At 59.3% G+C, this 16,076-nt stretch carries 15 protein-coding genes and 1 riboswitch; of the genes, 6 read left to right on the top strand and 9 right to left on the bottom strand.

Annotation, left to right across the window (positions count from 1 at the left end; genetic code table 11):
- Positions 1 to 7 precede the first annotated feature (7 nt).
- The 6 genes from ureC to plsY form a co-directional block, all read right to left on the bottom strand.
- A complete protein-coding gene (ureC, locus tag IB212_RS19640; protein WP_041908068.1) occupies positions 8 to 1,711 on the bottom strand; it encodes an urease subunit alpha in 1,704 nt (567 codons plus the stop codon).
- The gene (locus tag IB212_RS19635; RefSeq protein WP_188245722.1) at positions 1,704 to 2,018 is read right to left on the bottom strand and encodes an urease subunit beta; all 315 of its coding nucleotides are present in this window, start codon (positions 2,016 to 2,018) and stop codon (positions 1,704 to 1,706) included. Before IB212_RS19635 ends, ureC begins: the two co-directional genes overlap by 8 nt.
- 10 nt (positions 2,019 to 2,028) lie before the next feature.
- Positions 2,029 to 2,331, bottom strand: coding sequence for an urease subunit gamma (locus IB212_RS19630; protein ID WP_041908071.1), 303 nt, complete (start codon positions 2,329 to 2,331; stop codon positions 2,029 to 2,031).
- Between the two features lie 10 nt (positions 2,332 to 2,341).
- On the bottom strand, positions 2,342 to 3,169 hold the full coding sequence (locus tag IB212_RS19625; protein WP_041908072.1) for an urease accessory protein UreD: 828 nt from the start codon (positions 3,167 to 3,169) through the stop codon (positions 2,342 to 2,344).
- 115 nt (positions 3,170 to 3,284) lie between these two features.
- Complete coding sequence (locus tag IB212_RS19620; RefSeq protein ID WP_188245721.1) at positions 3,285 to 4,751, bottom strand: MFS transporter; 1,467 nt, start codon at positions 4,749 to 4,751, stop codon at positions 3,285 to 3,287.
- Positions 4,752 to 4,843: 92 nt separating this feature from the next.
- Complete coding sequence (plsY, locus tag IB212_RS19615; RefSeq protein ID WP_041908075.1) at positions 4,844 to 5,458, bottom strand: glycerol-3-phosphate 1-O-acyltransferase PlsY; 615 nt, start codon at positions 5,456 to 5,458, stop codon at positions 4,844 to 4,846.
- Between the two features lie 107 nt (positions 5,459 to 5,565).
- Between plsY and folB the strand changes: the two genes are divergently transcribed.
- Positions 5,566 to 5,934, top strand: a complete 369-nt coding sequence (folB, locus tag IB212_RS19610) for a bifunctional dihydroneopterin aldolase/7,8-dihydroneopterin epimerase (RefSeq protein WP_028014460.1) — start codon at positions 5,566 to 5,568, stop codon at positions 5,932 to 5,934.
- Positions 5,935 to 6,042: 108 nt separating this feature from the next.
- On the top strand, positions 6,043 to 6,864 hold the full coding sequence (bacA, locus tag IB212_RS19605; protein ID WP_028014459.1) for an undecaprenyl-diphosphate phosphatase: 822 nt from the start codon (positions 6,043 to 6,045) through the stop codon (positions 6,862 to 6,864).
- A gap of 13 nt (positions 6,865 to 6,877) precedes the next feature.
- Here bacA and IB212_RS19600 read toward each other — a convergent pair whose 3' ends face one another.
- Together IB212_RS19600 and IB212_RS19595 are read right to left on the bottom strand one after the other, a co-directional pair.
- Complete coding sequence (locus tag IB212_RS19600) at positions 6,878 to 8,119, bottom strand: multifunctional CCA addition/repair protein (protein WP_028014458.1); 1,242 nt, start codon at positions 8,117 to 8,119, stop codon at positions 6,878 to 6,880.
- A gap of 60 nt (positions 8,120 to 8,179) precedes the next feature.
- A complete protein-coding gene (locus IB212_RS19595) occupies positions 8,180 to 8,800 on the bottom strand; it encodes a TIGR04211 family SH3 domain-containing protein (RefSeq protein WP_041911953.1) in 621 nt (206 codons plus the stop codon).
- Positions 8,801 to 9,029: 229 nt separating this feature from the next.
- Between IB212_RS19595 and IB212_RS19590 the strand changes: the two genes are divergently transcribed.
- Genes IB212_RS19590 through hldE form a run of 3 tightly spaced genes read left to right on the top strand, consistent with a single transcriptional unit; the run spans position 9,030 to position 14,679 of the window.
- Positions 9,030 to 10,331: an inorganic triphosphatase gene (locus IB212_RS19590; protein WP_041908077.1), complete on the top strand. Its 1,302-nt coding sequence runs from the start codon at positions 9,030 to 9,032 to the stop codon at positions 10,329 to 10,331.
- A gap of 21 nt (positions 10,332 to 10,352) precedes the next feature.
- Positions 10,353 to 13,208: a bifunctional [glutamate--ammonia ligase]-adenylyl-L-tyrosine phosphorylase/[glutamate--ammonia-ligase] adenylyltransferase gene (gene glnE, locus IB212_RS19585; protein WP_041908079.1), complete on the top strand. Its 2,856-nt coding sequence runs from the start codon at positions 10,353 to 10,355 to the stop codon at positions 13,206 to 13,208.
- A 40-nt stretch (positions 13,209 to 13,248) separates the two neighbouring features.
- Entirely contained in the window at positions 13,249 to 14,679 is a 1,431-nt protein-coding gene (gene hldE, locus IB212_RS19580; protein WP_003862540.1) for a bifunctional D-glycero-beta-D-manno-heptose-7-phosphate kinase/D-glycero-beta-D-manno-heptose 1-phosphate adenylyltransferase HldE, read from the top strand.
- A gap of 64 nt (positions 14,680 to 14,743) precedes the next feature.
- Here hldE and ubiK read toward each other — a convergent pair whose 3' ends face one another.
- The gene (ubiK, locus tag IB212_RS19575; RefSeq protein ID WP_041908081.1) at positions 14,744 to 15,040 is read right to left on the bottom strand and encodes a ubiquinone biosynthesis accessory factor UbiK; all 297 of its coding nucleotides are present in this window, start codon (positions 15,038 to 15,040) and stop codon (positions 14,744 to 14,746) included.
- 121 nt (positions 15,041 to 15,161) lie between these two features.
- A riboswitch (FMN riboswitch) is annotated at positions 15,162 to 15,312 on the top strand.
- A gap of 106 nt (positions 15,313 to 15,418) precedes the next feature.
- On the opposite strand from ubiK, the gene ribB reads away from it, so the two are divergent.
- A complete protein-coding gene (gene ribB / locus IB212_RS19570) occupies positions 15,419 to 16,072 on the top strand; it encodes a 3,4-dihydroxy-2-butanone-4-phosphate synthase (RefSeq protein WP_028017147.1) in 654 nt (217 codons plus the stop codon).
- The last annotated feature ends 4 nt before the right edge of the window (positions 16,073 to 16,076 follow it).

Here is a 16,076-nt window from a genome sequence, read left to right as displayed (position 1 = left end):
TCACTCCTCAAAACAGGAAATAGCGTTGCGCCATCGGCAGAACGTCGGCCGGTTCGCTGGTAATCAGTTCACCGTCGACGCGCACCTCGTAGGTTTGCGAATCGACGGTGATGTTCGGTTGCAGGGCGTTATGGATCATGTCGGCCTTTTTCACCGTCCGGCAGCCTTTTACCACCGCCGTGGCGCTCTGCAGGCTGAGCTGCTGTGGGATGCCGTTCGCGTGGGCCGCCTGAGAAACAAACGTCAGTCGCGTGGCGTGACGTGCGGCGCCCAGCGCGCCAAACATCGGGCGGTAATGCACTGGCTGCGGCGTGGGGATCGAGGCGTTGATGTCGCCCATCGGCGCGCAGGCGATCATCCCGCCCTTGACGATGGTGGCGGGTTTTACGCCAAAGAAGGCGGGGGACCAGACCACCAGATCCGCCAGCTTGCCCGCCTCAATCGAACCGACTTCATGGGCGATGCCGTGGGTCAGCGCCGGGTTAATGGTGTATTTGGCGACATAGCGCTTCACCCGGAAGTTGTCGTTATCGCCCGTCTCTTCCGGCAGCGCGCCGCGCTGGACCTTCATGCGGTGCGCCACCTGCCAGGTGCGGATAATCACTTCCCCGACTCGGCCCATGGCCTGCGAATCTGACGAGGTGAGCGAGAACGCGCCGATATCGTGCAGCACGTCTTCCGCGGCGATGGTCTCCCGGCGAATGCGGGATTCGGCAAACGCCACGTCCTCGGCGATATCCGGGTCAAGGTGATGGCAAACCATCAGCATGTCGAGGTGCTCGTCGATGGTGTTCACCGTGTAGGGCAAGGTAGGATTGGTGGAAGAGGGCAGAATATTCGGGTGCGCGCAGGCGGTGATGATATCCGGCGCGTGGCCGCCGCCCGCGCCTTCGGTGTGGAAGGTGTGGATGGTGCGCCCGCCGATGGCCGCCAGCGTGTCCTCGACAAACCCGGACTCGTTCAGCGTGTCGCTGTGCAGCGCCACCTGAATATCCATCTCTTCGGCCACCTCCAGCGAGCAGTTGATGGCCGCTGGCGTCGCGCCCCAGTCTTCGTGGATCTTAAGCCCGATGGCACCCGCCGCGATCTGCTCGCGCAGGGCGTCCGGGTTTGAGCCGTTCCCTTTGCCCAGCAGGCCAATATTCACCGGCAGCGTATCGGCGGCCTGCAACATGCGGGCGATATACCACGGCCCCGGCGTGCAGGTGGTGGCGTTTGTACCTGCCGCGGGGCCTGTGCCGCCGCCGATCATGGTGGTGACGCCAGAGACCAGCGCCTCTTCCGCCTGTTGCGGACAGATCCAGTGGATGTGGGTGTCGATCCCGCCTGCGGTGACGATCTTCCCTTCGGCGGCAATCACTTCCGTTGCTGCGCCAATCGGGATCGTCACGCCGGGCTGAATGTCCGGGTTCCCGGCTTTGCCGACGGCGAAGATCCGCCCGTTCTTCACGCCGATGTCGGCCTTCACGATCCCCCAGTGGTCGACGATCAGCGCGTTGGTGAGAACCAGATCCACGCAGCTGTCAGCGGTCATCTGCCCCTGGCCCATGCCGTCGCGGATCACCTTCCCGCCGCCGAACTTGACCTCTTCGCCGTAGACCGTGAGATCGTCTTCCACTTCGATCCACAGCTCGCTGTCCGCCAGCCGCACCTTATCCCCGGTGGTGGGGCCGAACATGTCGGCATACGCCTGACGTGAAATTTCAGCCATGTTTCACCTCGCCCATGACCTCGCCGCGAAAGCCAAAAATGCGCTGCGCGCCTGTCACCAGCACCAGCGTCACCTCTCGCTTCTGGCCTGGCTCGAAGCGCACGGCGGTGCCCGCCGGAATGTTCAGCCGGTAGCCCCTGGTGGCTTCGCGATCAAACTTCAGCGCCGGGTTGACCTCGTAAAAGTGATAGTGCGATCCGACCTGGATCGGCCTGTCGCCGTGATTTTCAACAACAACACTTTGGGCTTCACGCCAGACGTTGATCGCAATAGTGCCGGGCTGGATCTGGTATTCACCTGGGATCATCACGTGCTCCTTACACGATCGGGTTGTGGACGGTGACGAGCTTGGAGCCGTCCGGGAAGGTGGCTTCCACCTGAATATCCGGGATCATCTCCGGCACGCCCTCCATCACCTGATCGCGCGTCAGGACGTGGCGGCCCGCCTCCATCAGCGCGGCGACGGTTTCGCCGTCGCGCGCGCCTTCCATGATGAAGGCGCTGATCAGCGCGACCGATTCCGGGTAGTTGAGCTTTACCCCGCGCGCAAGGCGGCGTTCGGCAACCAGCGCGGCGGTAAACAGCAACAGCTTGTCTTTTTCTCTGGGGGTCAGTTCCATAACGTTTCTCTTATGTCTGCCAGATGCGCGGCGAACAGGCGGTTTTGGTAGTAAGAAGCGGGCGAAGCGACTGCCAGATGTCGCGCATCGCCCGCTGGCAAATCAGGTTGTCGTGGGAGAGAAAACGCACCGACAGCAGAGCGTCGGTGAGCGTTGCCCCCGCAAAATGGCCCAGAGGCGCGAGCAGCGCGCGCACGGTGTCGAGATGTTCTTCCCGGGCCGGATAGAACAGCAATGTGCCGATCCACGGGTGTCCGGCAACGGGCGTGAGATCGCCGTTGCTGAGGTGCTGGCGCTCTATCAGGCGCGGTTCGTCATCCACCCACACCTCAAGGCGGCTCTCCAGCGTGCCGTGGCTGAAGGTCTCACCGATTACCGGGCGGCCCAGGCAGTACAGCTCCCACGCCAGCAGCGTGCTGGAGGCCTTAAGGTGGAAGACGGAACGCAGCGCGGCGTTCGCGCCGGGAAAGATAATGGTGTCCTGCGGCAGCCACTCCAGCGTGGCGTCTTCATCAAGATAAAAGTGCTGGCTCAGACGCGCCTGCGGGCCGCTGCTGCGGTAGAACTTGCTGGCGCCGGGCATGGTGATAAGCGCGTGGCTTTTGGCATCGAGCCGAACGGAAATATCCAGCGTATCGCCGCCCACGACGCCGCCGGGCGGGTGCAGCAGATAGAGGTGGCAGGTTTTTCCTTCGGGATAAAACGGACGTTGTACGGTGAGCGGCCCGACGTGTCGAGCGGAACGCAGGAGGGTTTTCTCAGGGGTGTGACAAAACTGCAGGGCAAGCGACGCCTGCCAGCCTTTATACGTATTATCAGTGACCTGAGCTGCTAACATGCTGCTTCCATCTGCGCATCATCGGGGTCGTTTCAGTATGCCCTGGCGGAAATGAAGGCTGTCATATGAGTCGCTTATGGATAAAAAACCGGCTCATGTGAGCCGGTTTGCGAGACTAGCGGTAATCTTCTGCATCCACATCATACCCCGACGGTTCCCAGCGGATCGCCAGCAATGACGCCAGACCGATAAACGGCGCCAGCGCAATCACCCAGAACACGGCGGTGTCGAGAGACGCGACCAGCAGCGGGAACAGGAACAGCGACAGCGTGGAGCTGCTGCGCATCAGCGTCTGGTTGAGACCCACGCCCACGCCGCGCAGCGAGGTCGGGTAGCTCAGCGAGGCGAACGTCATGGTATGCGCGCCCGGGCCAAATCCCTGACCGAACAGGAAAAGCGCAAGCATCGCCACGGCAAGCACCCCTTCAGAGGCATCGTCCGGTCGACCAATCAGCGCCAGCCCCAGCAGCGCCACAAGCTGACAGGCGTAACCCGCCAGCGACATCCGCCACGCGCCGAAGCGCGGCACGTAGCGCACCGCCAGTAATCCGCCGATAAATGCAAACAGCAGGTTCAGCGCCAGCGAGATCACAATAGTGGTCAGCATAGACTGCACGAAGAAGCTTGAAATAATCACCGGCAGGCCAAAGGCCACGGCGTTATAGGCGAACGAGGAGACGACGGACAGCAGCGTGGCGAGCGTGGTACGCCGCAGATAGATGCCGCGGAACAGGTTCAGATAGTTCGACCATTTGGCTTTATTCACGACAGGCGCAGGCTGGGTGAGCGCATCCTGCGGGACGTGGGCGTTAATATTGTACGACTGCCGCAAAATGGACGCCGCCTCTTTCAGGTTGCCCTGATTCGCCGCCCAGACCGGCGATTCGCTCATATAGCGGCTGCGGATGGCGATAATCACCAGCGCGGGTACCGCGCCAAAGCCGAGAATCAATCGCCACAGCCAGTCGCTGTGGCTTTCCGGCAGCACGGCGTAGAAAAAGAGAACCAGAAGGTAAGAGATGCTGATCGCCGCATACCAGGTAGGGCACCACATCGCGACGCTGGAGGCCTTATTGCCCGGCCCTTTCAGCCTGGCAAACTCGCTCAGGAACGCCATCGCCACGGGAAGGTCGATCCCCACGCCAAGGCCCATCACAAAGCGCGCGCCCGCCAGCACATATTCATTCGGGGCCAGCGCGCAGGCGATAGCGGCGACGACAAAGAATACCATGTCGGCCATAAAGACGCGGTAGCGCCCGATTTTATCCGTGAGGTAACCGCCGAGCAGCGCCCCGACAATGGCACCAAAGGTAATCGCCGAGGCCACCATGCCGGTACCGGCGGGCGTCAGGTTAAATTCGCGGGTAATGTCTTTAATGCCGAAAGCCAGCGCGCCCAGATCGTAGGCATCGAGGAAAATCCCGCCCAGAGCGATACCCACCACGATCCGGGCGTTGGCCCGACCCTGAGAACCGTGATTAACGAGACGTGAAACGTCCGATGCACTGCGCACCCACTGAATGTCGCCATCAGGGGGAATTCCTGCCGTTGAAAGGGGAGTTGTGTCTGTGATTTCTGCCATTTTCTTTTTGTGTAGTGGTGTTGTGTATCTAACAGTTACCACAGGCAGAAGGTGACAAAAATCACATTTGGTTATAAGGCATAACTAACCGCCTACTCGGGATCTTTTTTCTTTCGCTTGAGCTTCGTCCAGATCTTCGTTTCCTGGCGTCGCCACAGGCGCTGGATATTGTCGTGATGACGCAGCAGGATCAGGCAGGAGAGCATCGATACCGGGAAGGTGAATTGGGGTTTAAACCACCAGACGTAAAACGGGGCGATCAGCGCGCTGACGATGGCACCCAGCGACGAATAGCCGCTCAGCAGAATGGTCAGCAGCCAGGTCCCGGCCATGACGCCGGTTAAGTCCCATCCGATGGGCGCGATGGCACCAAAGGCGGTCGCCACCCCTTTGCCGCCTTTAAAGCCGAAGAATACGGGCCAGATATGGCCGACGCAGGCGGCGATGGCGATGATCCCCAGCCAGAACGGCGTGACGCCCAGCGCATACGCGCCCCAGACGGGTAGCATCCCCTTCAGAACATCAAAAATCAAAACCGCTACGGCTGCTCCCTTGCCGCCAATTCGAAGCACGTTGGTCGCTCCCGGATTCCCGGAACCACTTTCACGCGGGTCAGGTAACCCGGCAATGCGGCAGACCAGAATGGCGCTGGAGATTGAGCCGCAAAGATAGGCGAGGAGGATCATTCCAGGCGCGATTGCACTCATAACGCTGTTCCGTTTTGAAAATGTATCTGTATTCTCAGCATCTGTGGATAATACGCATAATTCGCCGGAAGTGGTATCCGGTTTAGCCAAAAAGCAGGCAGGTCGTGATGGATATTGTATTTATAGAGCAACTTTCGGTAATCACCACAATTGGTGTTTACGACTGGGAACAGACCATCGAGCAGAAACTGGTGTTCGATATCGAAATGGGATGGGATAACCGCAAATCGGCAAAAAGCGATGACGTGAATGACTGTCTGAGCTATGCCGACATCAGCGAAGCGGTGATCGGCCACGTGGAAGGACAGCGTTTTGCGTTGGTGGAACGGGTGGCGGAAGAGGTGGCGGATCTGCTGCTGACCAAATTCAACTCACCGTGGGTACGCATTAAGCTGAGCAAGCCGGGCGCGGTGGCGCGCGCCGCCAACGTGGGCGTCATCATTGAGCGTGGCACAAATCTGAAAGGAAAGATTTAACGTCATAATTGCTAAACCATTTTAGGTTATATCGGTCTTAAGGCTGTATCTTTCACGGTAGCCGTTAGGGGCGACCGTTTTTTTATATCTTTTTTTAGGGGTTTATAGATGAGCGATATGCACTCGCTGCTGGTGGCGGCAATTCTGGGTGTGGTCGAAGGATTGACGGAGTTTTTACCGGTTTCCAGTACGGGCCATATGATTATCGTTGGCCATCTGCTGGGCTTCGAAGGCGATACCGCAAAGACGTTTGAGGTGGTAATTCAGCTGGGCTCGATTCTGGCGGTGGTGGTGATGTTCTGGCGTCGCTTGTTTGGCCTGATCGGCATCCACTTTGGCCGTCTGCCGCAGCGTGAAGGAGAGGGCAAAGGCCGCCTGACGCTGATTCACATCCTGCTCGGGATGATCCCGGCGGTGGTATTGGGGCTGGTATTCCACGACACCATTAAATCGCTGTTTAACCCGATTAACGTCATGTACGCGCTGGTGGTGGGCGGTTTCCTGTTGATTGCCGCGGAAGTGCTGAAGCCAAAAGTCCCGCGTGCGGAAGGCCTGGACGATATGACCTATCGTCAGGCGTTTATCATTGGCTGCTTCCAGTGTCTGGCGCTGTGGCCGGGCTTCTCCCGTTCAGGTGCGACCATTTCAGGCGGGATGCTGATGGGCGTGAGCCGCTACGCGGCTTCCGAGTTCTCGTTCCTGCTGGCGGTGCCGATGATGATGGGCGCCACCGCGCTGGACCTTTACAAAAGCATTGGCTTCCTGACCACAGGTGATATTCCGATGTTTGCCGTGGGCTTTATCACCGCCTTTATCGTGGCGCTGATTGCCATCAAAACCTTCCTGCAGCTGATTAAGCGTATCTCGTTTATTCCGTTCGCGATCTATCGCTTTATCGTCGCGGCTGCGGTGTACGTGGTCTTCTTCTGATAACCGATTGCCCTCACTCTTTCGGCTGAGGGCAACGCTTTTCCTTCCACGCGGTAACCGCGTCAATCCGCCGTTTGGTTAGCTCCTCGCGAATCTCCGGGCCTTTAAATCCTGCCTCAACCACGTCTTTCGTTGGCACCGCTTTTGCGACTTCCCACGCTTCGCGCAGCAAACGCCCCTGGGGATAATCGGACGCTTCAAACCCGGTGCGGCCGCGCACGTCCGCTTCGCTGGTGAGCGCAATCTGCTCCACGCGCTGCGGCTTGCGCCAGGCGTCGATATTATCGAACAGCTTCACGATGGTGGCGGGCTTCAGGATCGGGAAGGTATGGATCAGGTCGTGGAACTCGGCGACCAGCTTTGCCAGATCGCGGATGTCATTCGGCACGCGCAGACGCTGGCAGAGCCCGTCAACCAGCTTTACCCCCGCCGGACCGTGCCCGTGATGGCGCGGCCAGAACTCTTTCGGCGTTAAGCCTTTGCCGAGATCGTGGCACAGGGTGGAAAAACGTACGTCCACCTCAGGGCTGAGCATGGCGGCCATGCTCAGCGTCATCAGCGTGTGCACGCCGGTATCAATTTCGGGATGCCATTTCGCCGGTGCGGGCACGCCAAACAGCGCGTCGATTTCCGGGAACAGCACCTTCAGCGCGCCGCAGTCGCGAAGAACCTGGAAAAAGACCTGCGGGTTGCGGGTGGTGAGGGCATTTTCCGTCTCTTTCCAGACGCGCTCCGGCGTCAGGTGTTCCAGCTCGCCCGCCTCGGTCATGGCCGTCATCAACGCCATCGTCTCATCCGCAATACGGAAGCTCAGATGCGCGTAACGCGCGGCAAAACGCGCCACGCGCAGCACGCGGAGCGGATCTTCAGAAAATGCCGGGGAGACGTGACGCAAAAGACGATCGCGCAGGTCGTCCTGCCCGCCGTAGGCGTCGATGATATGGCCGTTTTCGTCCTGGGCCAGGGCGTTAATGGTGAGATCGCGGCGCAGCAGATCCTGCTCCAGCGTCACATCCGGCGCGGCGTAGCAGGTGAAGCCGGTATAACCGGAACCGGATTTCCGTTCGGTACGCGCCAGGGCGTACTCTTCCCGGCTTTTCGGATGCAGGAACACGGGAAAATCGCGGCCTACCTGCTGGTAGCCCGCGTCGAGCATCTCTTCCGGGGTGGCGCCCACCACCACCCAGTCTTTATCTTTGACCGGCAGACCTAACAACGCATCACGTACCGCACCACCGACCAGATAACTCTTCACGCCCAACTCTCCCGTTTTCTCTTTTCCAGAATGATACGTAAGTCTGGCAGAGAAGACGAATTAGTTCATCCAGCGATCTTTACGCTTACGGCTTGGGATCAGATGTGGCAGAACCAGACCCAGCACCAGACCAACGCCCAGCACGCCGCCACCATACATAAACCACTGCATGATAATGGTGCGCTGTTTGTCATCAAGCTGCAGGTTCGCGGCGTTCACTTTTTTCTGCGCGACGATCAGTTCGTTTTTGAGCTTTTGATTCTCTTCTTTCAGACCGTTGATCACGCCGTCGCTCTGCGCCACTTTCTGCTGCATTTCAGCGGTGCGCTGGTTCCAGGTCCCGTCGATGTTGTTCAGCTTGTCGGTCAGGGTCTTCACCTGATTTTCCAGATCCGGCACGCGGGTGCGCAGGCTTGGCACGGTGCTCAGCTCTTTCATTGGGATCCAGGAGGTACGGCCGGAACTGTCGCGAACCTGACCGTAATTGGTCTCCGCGTTGGTCTGCAACAGGGTGACTTCCTCGCCGGCATTCACCGTGCCCACGAGGCGATAATTGTCTCCGGGGCCACTGCGCACCCAGGTGTTAAGTTCGTCAGAAACGTAACGCTTCTCTTCAGCGTGCACTGCGGTTGCGGCGCTTAAAGCGAGTAAAGTAAGTCCAATCAGGCGTAATTTAAGCATCATTAGTCGTTATTTTCATAAAAAGTGGAACGATAGTAGTGGCAACAGTGTCTCTACGCAAAGCATTCATCAGCAATCAGAATCATCTGTGTCACGACTCTACACATTTACGCCCGACAAATTGCTCATTGCATGGCAATTTGGCGCAAAATACTATGTACTGACAAATAAATGGCGAGGAAGTTCGCCCTCATTGACGCGTCTGTGACGCCCGCAAAAGTACAAGGCTATGGCTCAGGAAATCGAATTAAAATTTATCGTCGAAAAAGACAGCGTTGACGCGCTCCGTCAGCATCTGAATACGCTCTCCGGCGAGCACCATGAACCCGTACCGTTGCTCAACATCTACTACGAAACGCCGGACAACTGGCTGCGCAACCACGATATGGGGCTGCGTATCCGCGGCGCGAACGGACGCTACGAGATGACGATGAAAATCGCCGGCCGCGTGGTCGGCGGTTTGCATCAGCGCCCGGAATACAATATCGACATCAGTAAGCCAGAACTTGAGCTGGAACGTTTCCCGGCGGAAGTCTGGCCGGAAGGCGAACTGCCCGCCACGCTGGCAGGGCAGGTGCAGCCGCTGTTCAGCACCGATTTCGCTCGCGAGAAATGGCTGGTGACGGAAGGCAAGAGCCGCATTGAAATCGCGCTGGATTTAGGCGAGGTGAAGGCGGGTGAGTTCCAGGAACCGATCTGCGAGCTGGAGCTGGAACTTCTGGAAGGAGATGCGAGCGACGTGCTGAAGCTGGCGCGCAAGCTGGTAAGCCAGCCGGGTTTACGTCAGGGCAGCTTGAGCAAAGCGGCGCGCGGCTACCACCTGGCTGCCGGAAATGCGCCACGCGTGCTGAGAGAGACTCCGATTTTGCGCGTCGTCCCGAAAGCCAGCATTGAGCAGGGCATGGAAGCGGCGCTGGAGCTGGCGCTCTCCCAATGGCAGTACCATGAAGAATTGTGGGCGCGTAACGTCAAAAATGCCAAAAAACAGGTGCTGGCCGCTATCGGACTGGTGCGTCATACCCTGACGCTGTTTGGCGGTATCGTACCGCGTAAAGCTAGCGCTCACTTACGCGATCTGCTGACCCAGACCGAAACGCTGCTGCTTTCCGACGTGTCGGCGCAAACCGCGCTTTATAGCCCGCAAAATGCTGCGGCAAAACTGGCGCTGACCGAGTTTCTGGTTACGCGCGGCTGGCGCGTCTTCCTCGATGCAAAAGCGCAGACCAAAATCGCGGACAACTTTAAACGCTTCGCGGATATCCATCTTTCCCGACACGCCGCCGAGCTGAGAGCCACCTTCGCGCATCCGCTGGGCGACCAGTATGGCGACCAGCTTCCCCGCCTGGCGCGTAATATCGACAGCATGTTGCTTCTGTCGGGAGCGTACGAGGGCGTGAAGGCGCAGGCCTGGCTGGAGAACTGGCAGGGGCTTAAGCATGCCATTGAGACCCGTCAGCAGATTGAGATCGAGCATTTCCGCAACGAAGCCATTTCGCAGGATCCGTACTGGCTGCACAGCGGAAAACGTTAATTCTGGCAAGGAACCCCTGATATGCCGCTTTCTTCGCAGTTACAGCAGCACTGGCAAACCGTTTGCGAACGTCTGCCCGAGTCGTTACCCGCGTCATCGTTAAGCGAGCAGGCGAAAAGCGTGCTCACGTTCAGTGATTTTGTGCAGGAGAGCGTTAGCGCCAATCCTGACTGGCTGGCAGAGCTGGAAAGCGCGCCGCCGCAGGCTGACGAGTGGCGGCACTATGCTGGCTGGCTGCAAACCGCGCTGGCAGAGGTGGCGGATGAAGCCACGCTGATGCGCGTTCTGCGTCAGTTCCGCCGCCGGGTGATGGTGCGCATTGCCTGGGCGCAGGCGCTGGAGCTGGTGAGTGAAGAGAGCACCTTGCAGCAGCTGAGCGAACTGGCGCAGACGCTGATTGTCGCCGCGCGGGACTGGCTCTACGCCGCCTGCTGTAAAGAGTGGGGCACGCCGTGCAGCGAAGAAGGGGTTCCGCAGCCGCTGTTGATTCTGGGGATGGGCAAGCTGGGCGGCTGCGAGCTGAACTTCTCCTCGGATATCGACCTGATCTTTGCCTGGCCGGAGAATGGTGCCACGCGAGGCGGTCGTCGCGAGCTGGATAACGCCCAGTTCTTTACCCGACTCGGGCAGCGTCTGATTAAGGCGCTGGACCAGCCTACGCAGGACGGCTTTGTTTACCGCGTGGACATGCGCCTGCGCCCGTTTGGCGACAGTGGCCCGCTGGTGCTGAGCTTCGCCGCGCTGGAAGATTATTACCAGGAGCAGGGGCGCGACTGGGAGCGTTACGCGATGGTCAAAGCGCGGATCATGGGCGACAGCGACGACGCCTACGCCAACGAGTTGCGCGCCATGCTGCGCCCGTTCGTGTTCCGCCGTTACATCGACTTTAGCGTGATCCAGTCCCTGCGCAATATGAAAGGGATGATCGCCCGCGAGGTGCGCCGTCGCGGTCTGAAGGACAACATCAAGCTTGGCGCGGGCGGCATCCGCGAAATCGAATTTATCGTTCAGGTCTTCCAGCTGATCCGCGGCGGGCGCGAGCCGTCGCTGCAGTCCCGCTCGCTGCTGCCGACGCTGAGCGCCATTGAGCAACTGCATTTGCTGCCGGATGGCGACGCGCAAACCCTGCGCGAGGCCTATCTGTTCCTGCGCCGTCTGGAAAACCTGCTGCAAAGCATTAACGACGAACAGACCCAGACCCTGCCGGGCGATGACCTTAACCGGGCGCGACTGGCCTGGGGCATGCGGGTAGATGACTGGTCAACGTTGACCGAACGGCTGGATGCCCATATGGCAGGCGTTCGCCGCATCTTTAACGATCTTATTGGTGACGACGAAAGTGAATCGCCGGACGATGCGCTCTCCGAGCACTGGCGCGAACTGTGGCAGGACGCGCTCCAGGAAGATGACACCACGCCGGTGCTGGCGCACTTAAGCGACGACGCCCGCCATCGCGTGGTGGCCTTGATTGCCGATTTCCGTCTCGAACTGAACAAGCGTGCCATTGGGCCGCGCGGTCGGCAGGTACTGGATCATCTGATGCCGCATCTGCTGAGCGACGTCTGCTCCCGCGAGGATGCGCCGGTGCCGCTGTCGCGCATGATGCCGCTGCTGAGCGGGATTATCACGCGTACCACCTACCTGGAACTGCTGAGCGAGTTTCCCGGCGCGCTGAAACACCTGATTTCCCTCTGCGCCGCGTCGCCGATGGTAGCTAACAAGCTGGCGCGATACCCACTGCTGCTGGACGAACTGCTTGACCCGAACACGCTCTATCAGCCGACGGCGACGGACGCCTACCGCGACGAGCTGCGCCAGTATCTGCTGCGCGTGCCGGAAGAGGACGAAGAGCAGCAACTGGAGGCGCTGCGTCAGTTTAAGCAGGCGCAGATGCTGCGCGTGGCGGCGGCGGATATCGCCGGTACGCTGCCGGTAATGAAAGTGAGCGATCATTTAACCTGGCTGGCGGAGGCGATCATCGACGCGGTAGTCCATCAGGCGTGGGTGCAGATGGTGGCCCGCTACGGCCAGCCGAAGCATCTTGCTGACCGCGAGGGGCGAGGGTTTGCCGTGGTCGGTTACGGCAAGCTGGGCGGCTGGGAGCTGGGCTACAGCTCCGATCTGGATCTGATTTTCCTGCACGACTGTCCGGCGGACGTCATGACCGACGGCGAACGTGAGATTGACGGGCGGCAGTTCTACCTGCGCCTGGCCCAGCGCATCATGCACCTGTTCAGCACCCGCACTTCGTCGGGCATTCTGTACGAGGTGGACGCGCGCCTGCGCCCGTCCGGCGCGGCAGGCATGCTGGTCACCTCGACGGACGCTTTTGCTGACTATCAGAAGAACGAAGCCTGGACGTGGGAACATCAGGCGTTAGTGCGCGCCCGCGTGGTGTACGGCGATCCGCAGCTCAAAACGCAGTTCGATGCGATCCGCAAGTCAGTCATGACGACCCCGCGCGAAGGCAGCACCCTGCAAATTGAAGTGCGCGAAATGCGTGAGAAAATGCGCGCGCATTTGGGTAACAAACATCGCGATCGCTTTGATATCAAAGCCGATGAGGGCGGGATTACCGATATTGAGTTCATCACTCAGTACCTGGTGCTGCTGCATGCCCACGACAAGCCGAAGCTAACCCGCTGGTCCGATAACGTGCGCATTCTGGAACTGCTGGCGCAAAACGACATTATGGACGAGCATGAGGCGCAGGCCTTAACCCGCGCCTACACCACGCTGCGTGATGAGTTACACCATCTGGCCTTACAGGAACAGCCGGGCCACGTGGCGCTGGACTGTTTTACCGCAGAGCGCGCGCAGGTGACGGCAAGCTGGCAGAAATGGCTGGTGGAGCCGTGCGTAACAAAACAAGTGTGATATTATCGCGCGCAAATTGTGAATCTTTCTGGAGTCAGGAATGAAAGTAACACTGCCAGAGTTTGAACGTGCTGGAGTAATGGTTGTCGGGGATGTGATGCTGGATCGCTACTGGTATGGGCCGACCAGTCGCATCTCTCCTGAAGCGCCGGTGCCGGTGGTTAAGGTCGACACCATTGAAGAGCGTCCCGGCGGCGCGGCAAACGTGGCGATGAACATAGCCTCGCTGGGCGCGCACTCGCGTCTGGTGGGCCTGACCGGTATCGACGATGCGGCGCGTGCGCTGAGCAAGTCGCTGGCGGACGTGAACGTGAAGTGCGACTTCGTTTCTGTTCCGACACACCCAACCATCACCAAGCTGCGCGTGCTGTCGCGTAACCAGCAGCTGATCCGCCTCGATTTTGAAGAAGGCTTTGAAGGCGTTGATCCTGAACCGCTGCACGAGCGCATCAATCAGGCGCTGGGCAATATCGGCGCGCTGGTGCTGTCTGACTACGCCAAAGGCGCGCTGGCGAGCGTGCAAACGATGATTCAGCTGGCGCGTAAAGCCAGCGTACCGGTGCTGATCGACCCTAAAGGCACCGATTTTGAGCGCTATCGCGGCGCAACCCTGCTGACGCCAAACCTCTCTGAGTTCGAAGCGGTGGCGGGCAAGTGCAAAACCGAGGAAGAACTGGTTGAGCGCGGCATGAAGATCATTGCTGACTTCGAGCTGTCCGCGCTGCTGGTCACCCGCTCCGAGCAGGGGATGACGCTGCTGCAGCCGGGCAAGGCGCCGCTGCATATGCCAACCCAGGCGCAGGAAGTGTACGACGTGACCGGTGCCGGTGATACGGTGATCGGCGTGCTGGCGGCAACGCTGGCGGCGGGTAACTCCCTGGAAGAGGCGTGCTACTTCGCGAACGCCGCGGCGGGCGTGGTCGTCGGTAAATTGGGTACTTCAACCGTTTCGCCAATCGAGCTGGAAAACGCGGTGCGCGGGCGTGCGGATACCGGTTTTGGCGTGATGACCGAAGACGAGCTGAAGGTGGCCGTTGCCGCCGCGCGCAAACGCGGTGAAAAAGTGGTGATGACCAACGGCGTGTTTGACATCCTGCACGCGGGCCACGTGTCGTATCTGGCGAATGCGCGTAAGCTGGGCGATCGCCTCATTGTGGCAGTGAACAGCGATGCGTCGACCAAACGCCTGAAGGGCGAAACGCGCCCGGTGAACCCGCTCGAGCAACGAATGATTGTGCTTGGCGCGCTGGAAGCGGTGGATTGGGTGGTGTCGTTTGAAGAAGATACCCCGCAGCGCCTGATTGCCGGGATCCTGCCAGACCTGCTGGTGAAGGGCGGGGATTACAAGCCGGAGCAAATCGCAGGTAGCGAAGAGGTCTGGGCCAACGGCGGTGAGGTGATGGTGCTCAATTTTGAGGACGGGTGTTCAACCACCAACATCATCAAGAAGATCCAGAAAGACAGTCAGTAAAAAACGGGCCAGTTGGCCCGTTTTTTTTCACCCTCTCCCTGTGGGAGAGGGCATCAGGCCGCACTTACTCCTGATCGTCCACCGGTGGAATAGCCGGTGCTGGCTTCACTTCTTCCGGCGCATTGCGGCTCTCCAGCTCGCTCAGACGCTGTTCCAGCAGCGCCAGCTTCTCGCGGGTGCGCAGCAGAACCTGGGTCTGCACGTCAAACTCTTCGCGGCTGACTAAATCAAGGCGAACCAACTGCGCCTGCAGCGTCTGGCGGATTTTCTTCTCAACGTCATCACCAAATTCACGAATGCCCTTTGGCATGGACTCATGAACCTGACGCGCGATCTGCTCAATTTTTTTCGGGTCAATCATAATGGCTTCCCTTGATAAGTCGGTGTTGATGAACATTGTAGCGCGTCATGACCCAGGATAAAGCAGATTTGTTTGAAGCTTATGCATTGCCCAGGTTAATCAATAGCGTTATAGTTATCTCGCTTATTCTCAGGGCGGGGCGAAATTCCCCACCGGCGGTAAATCAGCTTAGCGCTGAAAGCCCGCGAGCGCTTTGGGTGAATTCTCAAAGGTCAGCAGATCCGGTGTAATTCCGGGGCCGACGGTTAGAGTCCGGATGGGAGAGAGTAACGATCCAGTCGGGCATGGGCCCGCTCACGTTATCTTTTTGCCGCTTATACGGCGCTCCTAAGACTGCCCTGATTCTGGTAACCATAATGTTAATGAGGTTTTTTTACCATGAATCAGACGCTACTTTCCTCTTTTGGCACTTCAACTCAACGTGTTGAACATGCACTGGATGCACTGCGCGAAGGCCGCGGTGTGATGGTGCTTGACGATGAAAACCGTGAAAACGAAGGCGACATGATTTTCGCCGCCGAAAACATGACCGTTGAACAGATGGCGCTGACCATCCGTCACGGCAGCGGCATCGTATGCCTGTGTATTACCGAAGATCGTCGTAAGCAGCTTGAGCTGCCGATGATGGTTGAGAACAACACCAGCGCCTTTGGTACCGGCTTTACCGTGACCATTGAAGCGGCGCATGGCGTGACTACCGGTGTATCGGCGGCTGACCGCCTGACCACCGTGCGTGCCGCCATTGCTGATGATGCGAAACCCTCCGATCTGCATCGTCCAGGCCACGTCTTCCCGCTGCGCGCGCAGGCGGGCGGCGTGCTGACCCGTGGCGGTCACACCGAAGCGACCATCGACCTGGTGACACTGGCGGGCTTTAAGCCTGCGGGCGTGCTGTGTGAACTGACCAACGATGACGGCACCATGGCCCGCGCGCCAGAGTGCATCACCTTTGCGCGTCTGCACAACATGCCGGTTGTCACAATTGAAGATCTGGTGGAATACCGCCAGGCGCACGAGCGCAAAGCAAGCTGAACAT

The sequence above is a fragment of the Enterobacter sp. E12 genome (assembly GCF_014596715.2).
GTDB classification, from domain to species: Bacteria; Pseudomonadota; Gammaproteobacteria; order Enterobacterales; family Enterobacteriaceae; genus Enterobacter; species Enterobacter bugandensis.
This window is presented reverse-complemented; position numbering and strand designations above follow the sequence as displayed.

Coding starts and splice junctions, on each gene's coding strand:
- ureC (WP_041908068.1), bottom strand. CDS start 1,711: ATGGCTGAAATTTCACGTCAGGCGTATGCCGACATGTTCGGCCCCACC.
- IB212_RS19635 (WP_188245722.1), bottom strand. CDS start 2,018: ATGATCCCAGGTGAATACCAGATCCAGCCCGGCACTATTGCGATCAAC.
- IB212_RS19630 (WP_041908071.1), bottom strand. CDS start 2,331: ATGGAACTGACCCCCAGAGAAAAAGACAAGCTGTTGCTGTTTACCGCC.
- IB212_RS19625 (WP_041908072.1), bottom strand. CDS start 3,169: ATGTTAGCAGCTCAGGTCACTGATAATACGTATAAAGGCTGGCAGGCG.
- IB212_RS19620 (WP_188245721.1), bottom strand. CDS start 4,751: ATGGCAGAAATCACAGACACAACTCCCCTTTCAACGGCAGGAATTCCC.
- plsY (WP_041908075.1), bottom strand. CDS start 5,458: ATGAGTGCAATCGCGCCTGGAATGATCCTCCTCGCCTATCTTTGCGGC.
- folB (WP_028014460.1), top strand. CDS start 5,566: ATGGATATTGTATTTATAGAGCAACTTTCGGTAATCACCACAATTGGT.
- bacA (WP_028014459.1), top strand. CDS start 6,043: ATGAGCGATATGCACTCGCTGCTGGTGGCGGCAATTCTGGGTGTGGTC.
- IB212_RS19595 (WP_041911953.1), bottom strand. CDS start 8,800: ATGCTTAAATTACGCCTGATTGGACTTACTTTACTCGCTTTAAGCGCC.
- IB212_RS19590 (WP_041908077.1), top strand. CDS start 9,030: ATGGCTCAGGAAATCGAATTAAAATTTATCGTCGAAAAAGACAGCGTT.
- glnE (WP_041908079.1), top strand. CDS start 10,353: ATGCCGCTTTCTTCGCAGTTACAGCAGCACTGGCAAACCGTTTGCGAA.
- hldE (WP_003862540.1), top strand. CDS start 13,249: ATGAAAGTAACACTGCCAGAGTTTGAACGTGCTGGAGTAATGGTTGTC.
- ubiK (WP_041908081.1), bottom strand. CDS start 15,040: ATGATTGACCCGAAAAAAATTGAGCAGATCGCGCGTCAGGTTCATGAG.
- ribB (WP_028017147.1), top strand. CDS start 15,419: ATGAATCAGACGCTACTTTCCTCTTTTGGCACTTCAACTCAACGTGTT.